The sequence below is a fragment of the Pseudomonas sp. genome, assembly GCF_037994325.1.
In the GTDB taxonomy this organism is placed as follows: domain Bacteria; phylum Pseudomonadota; class Gammaproteobacteria; order Pseudomonadales; family Pseudomonadaceae; genus Aquipseudomonas.
The window spans coordinates 1-4,141 of the sequence record NZ_JBBNAH010000598.1 but is presented as its reverse complement, the minus strand read 5'-3'; the positions used below and the strand labels follow the sequence as shown (position 1 = coordinate 4,141).

The following is a 4,141-nucleotide window of genomic DNA, read 5'->3' as shown; positions in this document are numbered from 1 at the left end:
AAGACCGATGGAGTTTTGGCTGCCAGATGGAGATTTTTCTTTTGTAGGACTGTTCCTGAAAAGACTATTTTCCGAACACTGTAGGAAGGGTGCCTGTGGTTATCTAATGGGTTTGTCACCGCTGTGCAGGGCCTTGCACGGTGTGTACACCAAGCGCGGAGTGCCCGCCTGGTTGAACAACGCCCATAAAAAAGCCCCGCATTGGGCGGGGCTCCTCTGCAACGGTAAGGCTTAGCTGCCTTTTACAGCTTTGCCGTCCACGCTGCCGTCTTTGAGCATGATCTGGTATTCCTTGCCGTCTTTCTCTACCTGGTACAGACGCACCAGCAGGTAGTTCCAGTCTTTGGCAAACCACAGCACGGTTTTGCGGCTGCTTTGCGTGGGGTCGCGCACCCGTTCTACCTTGATGGCATCGACGCTACCGGCCATGGTTTCGACCTTTTCTTCGCCCAGTACGCGAAAGTCGTAGGTTTCGATATCGCCGCCATCCACCACTTGGTAGCTCATGGTTTTTTTGCCGGCGGCTACGTCGCTTTGCAGCACCACTTGGTATGTGGATTTGTCTTGCACGCCACGGTTAAGCGGTAGGGTCACCTGATCGCCACGGTCGCTGCCGATGACTTTCTTCGCGTCCCAGTCAAAATCCAGTTCAACCGATTTGCCTTTGCCCAGGCCGCTGCGTTCGTAGCGGTAGGTTTGCGGCAAAAAGCTGCTGCCATCGATACGGAAGGTACTTTCTTCGGTGAGGCTGGCCACCAACATGGAGGCTTTGAAGTTGAGCAGCCAACGGCCGTCAGCTTGCTTTTGCAGACTGCGCTCGGCAGTACCGCTTACGGGGAGCTGTTTCCAGTCTGCCGTGTAGCTGGCAGCAAAGGGTTTCAGTTCCAGGGCCTGCGCCGGCAGGGTTAACACGGCGAGGACGAACAGCAAGGCGCGACGCATAAAGTCTCCTAGGTTCGGATCAGGTGGCCAGTGGCCGGTAACAACTGCTCTTTCAGCATTGCCCCCTCGTTGCCAAGACGCAAGTCGCCAGTGGCGAACCAACGGACAGCAAGTGGGTAAATCTGGTGTTCTTGGGCATGCACGCGGTTGGCCAGGCTTTGCGCCGAGTCATCAGCGCGCACCGGCACGACAGCTTGTACGACCAGAGGCCCTCCATCGAGTTCCTCCGTTACAAAGTGCACGCTGCAGCCGTGTTCCGCATCGCCAGCGTCCAGCGCCCGCTGATGGGTGTGCAGGCCTTTGTACTTGGGCAGCAACGACGGATGGATATTGAGCAGCCGGCCTTCGTAGTGACGCACAAAGGCGCCGCTAAGAATGCGCATAAAACCGGCCAGCAGCACCAGCTGCGGTTGGCAGCTGTCGATCAGCGCCATTAGCGCGGTGTCGAAGCTTTCACGGTCTGGATAGGTTTTGTGATCGAGCACATGGGTGGCGATGCCTGCAGCTTTGGCCCGTTCCAGGCCAAAGGCATCGCTGCGGTTAGAGATCACGGCGCTGATGCGCGCCGGGCTCTCACCGCGTTGAATATCGTCGATCAAAGCCTGCAGGTTGCTGCCCGAACCGGACAGCAATACCACCACGTTGCAGGGCGAGGCGTCAGGCATCAGTGGGTTTTCAGGTTATTCAACACAACGCGTTCGGCATCAGCGGCACCGGCGTTGATCTGGCCGATCACCCATGGCTGCTCGCCGCTAGCGCGCAGGTTGGCCAGGGCGCTTTCCACGTGCTCTTGCGCCACGCAGATAACCATGCCCACGCCGCAGTTCAGCACGCGGTGCATTTCAGTTTCGTTGACGTTGCCTTGCTCTTGCAGCCAATCGAACACCGCTGGGCGTTTCCAGCTGGCCACATCGACCACTGCTTGCGCGCCGTCTGGCAGTACCCGTGGAATGTTGTCGAGTAGACCGCCGCCAGTGATATGCGCCATCGCTTTAACCGCGCCGGTGTCTTTGATCAGCTTGAGCAGCGGTTTTACGTAAATGCGGGTTGGCGCCATCAGCAGTTCAGTCAGGGCTTTGCCTTCAAGTTGCACGCTGGTGATGTCGGCGCCGGAGACTTCGATGATCTTGCGGATCAGCGAGTAGCCGTTGGAGTGTGGGCCGGAGGAGGGCAGGGCGATGAGGGCGTCGCCGGTTTGCACCTTGGAGCCGTCAATGATTTCAGCCTTTTCCACTACACCCACGCAGAAACCGGCTAGGTCGTAATCTTCGCCTTCGTACATGCCCGGCATCTCGGCCGTCTCACCGCCAACCAGTGAGCAACCAGCCAGTTCGCAGCCAGCGCCAATACCAGTCACCACGGTAGCGGCAACGTCAACGTTGAGCTTGCCAGTGGCGTAGTAGTCGAGAAAGAACAACGGCTCGGCGCCGCACACGACCAGGTCGTTTACGCACATGGCGACCAGGTCTTGGCCGATGCTGTCGTGTTTGTTCAGGTTCAGCGCCAGGCGCAGCTTGGTGCCGACGCCATCGGTGCCGCTGACCAGTACGGGCTGTTTGTAACCGGCAGGGATCTCGCAGAGGGCGCCGAAGCCGCCCAGGCCGCCCATTACTTCCGGACGCGCCGTGCGCTTGGCCACGCTTTTAATGCGCTCGACCAGGGCTTCACCTGCATCGATATCGACACCGGCGTCCTTGTAGCTAATGGAGGGTTGCTTGCTCATAGATCCAGGCCTTTATGAAAGGGATGTTCGGGGAGCGACCGGGTGGTGTGGCTGCGGTGAGCCTGGCCGGTCTGCGAAGGCGCGCGATTTTATCAGGCTTGCCCGCAGGCGGCCATCCGCGCAGCCAGACGGGCGGGAAAAAACGCCATTTTCTTTATTTCGGCGTCGGCCCGCGCCGGCTGACATGGGCGGGTTAAAGACGAAAACGGTCCACCGACAACGACAGTTTGCCTGCCAGCCCGGAGAGCTCGTCGGTGGTATCAGCGGTTTTGCCGATTACCTGGCTATTGCTCACTGACATGCTGGCGATGGTTTCCACCTGGTGAGCGATCTCGTTACTGGCCAGACTTTGCTCGCCAATGGTGCGGGTGATGTCGTTAACCAACTGCGTGGTACTTAATGTCGCGTCGAGGATTTCGCGGATTGCCCGCTCCACATCAGCCGTTACCGCCATACCTTTATCCACCTGGGCGACGCCGGCCTCCATGCTGGTGGCGGCATCGCGGGTGCTGGTTTGAATACGTTGCACCATGGCGGCAATTTCCTGGGTCGAGGCGCTGGTGCGCCCGGCCAGGCTGCGCACTTCATCGGCCACCACGGCGAAGCCGCGGCCTTGCTCGCCAGCGCGGGCGGCTTCAATCGCGGCATTAAGGGCCAAGAGGTTGGTCTGGTCGGCGATGCCTTTGATCACTTGGATAATGCTGAAAATCTGCTCGGACTCTTGGTCCAGCGTGCGAATCACCTGCGCCGATTGCTGCACTGAGCGGGCGATGCCGTCCATATCCTGCACCACCTGATGAATCACTTTGCCGCCGTCCTTGGCCAGACGCTCGGCCTGGTTGGCCATGTCCAGCGCTTGCCCAGCGTGACGGGTGATTTCCTCGATGCTGGCCGTCATTTCACTGGCCGCCGCTGCCATGGTATTGGCCGCTTCACTTTGTTGTGAGCTGCTGTTGGCCACCTGGTGACAACCGGCGCTGAGCTGCTGGGTCAGGCTATTAACGCTGTCGGCATTGCCGCGTACCACGCCGATCATGCCGCGTAGATCGCGCTGCATGGTCGCCAGGCTACGGATCAGGGCGCTGGCTTCATCCTGTTGGGTCGGCTGCTCGATGCTGCGCCCGAGATCGCCGCTGGCAATGCTGCTGGCGATTTCGCTGGCCGTCAGTAGCGCGCGCATGATGCCCTGGATAATCCACGCGCCTTGCACCACCAGCAGCAACAGGCTGGCGGCGAGCACCACGGCGAGGGTGATATTGGCGGTGTTGATGGCGCTTTCGGTGTCTTGGCTGGTTTGCCCGGTGTTGCTTTCAATCAGCTCACTGAGGCTGGCCATTTCCCCTTCCAACTGGGTAAAGGCGCTATTGAAGGTGGGTAATTGCTGTTGCGCAGCGTCCGGGTTGCTCAAGGCTTGGGCGACGATGCTTTCGGCGGCGGTAATGTAGGAATCCAGGCTTGGCTTGACCTTATTTAGGC

General features: G+C 59.5%; 5 protein-coding genes. 1 reads left to right on the top strand and 4 read right to left on the bottom strand.

The annotated features are described in order from the left end of the window. Positions 1–235 (top strand): hypothetical protein (locus AAAB16_RS19915; protein ID WP_340664889.1); only part of this gene is annotated, 235 nt, incomplete at its 5' end. Here AAAB16_RS19915 and AAAB16_RS19910 read toward each other — a convergent pair. From AAAB16_RS19910 to AAAB16_RS19895, 4 genes are all read right to left on the bottom strand, one after another. Next, positions 232–942 carry a DUF3108 domain-containing protein gene (locus AAAB16_RS19910; protein WP_340664888.1) on the bottom strand — a complete coding sequence of 237 codons (711 nt, stop codon included), beginning with the start codon at positions 940–942 and terminating at the stop codon, positions 232–234. The two genes, AAAB16_RS19915 and AAAB16_RS19910, sit on opposite strands and share 4 nt — an antisense overlap. A gap of 8 nt (positions 943–950) precedes the next feature. Beyond that, on the bottom strand, positions 951–1,607 hold the full coding sequence (purN, locus tag AAAB16_RS19905; protein WP_340664887.1) for a phosphoribosylglycinamide formyltransferase: 657 nt from the start codon (positions 1,605–1,607) through the stop codon (positions 951–953). Then, entirely contained in the window at positions 1,607–2,665 is a 1,059-nt protein-coding gene (purM, locus tag AAAB16_RS19900) for a phosphoribosylformylglycinamidine cyclo-ligase (RefSeq protein ID WP_340664886.1), read from the bottom strand. Before purM ends, purN begins: the two co-directional genes overlap by 1 nt. Before the next feature lie 193 nt (positions 2,666–2,858). Further along, positions 2,859–4,141, bottom strand: a 1,283-nt coding sequence (locus AAAB16_RS19895) for a methyl-accepting chemotaxis protein (protein ID WP_340664885.1), incomplete at its 5' end; no start/stop codon positions are given.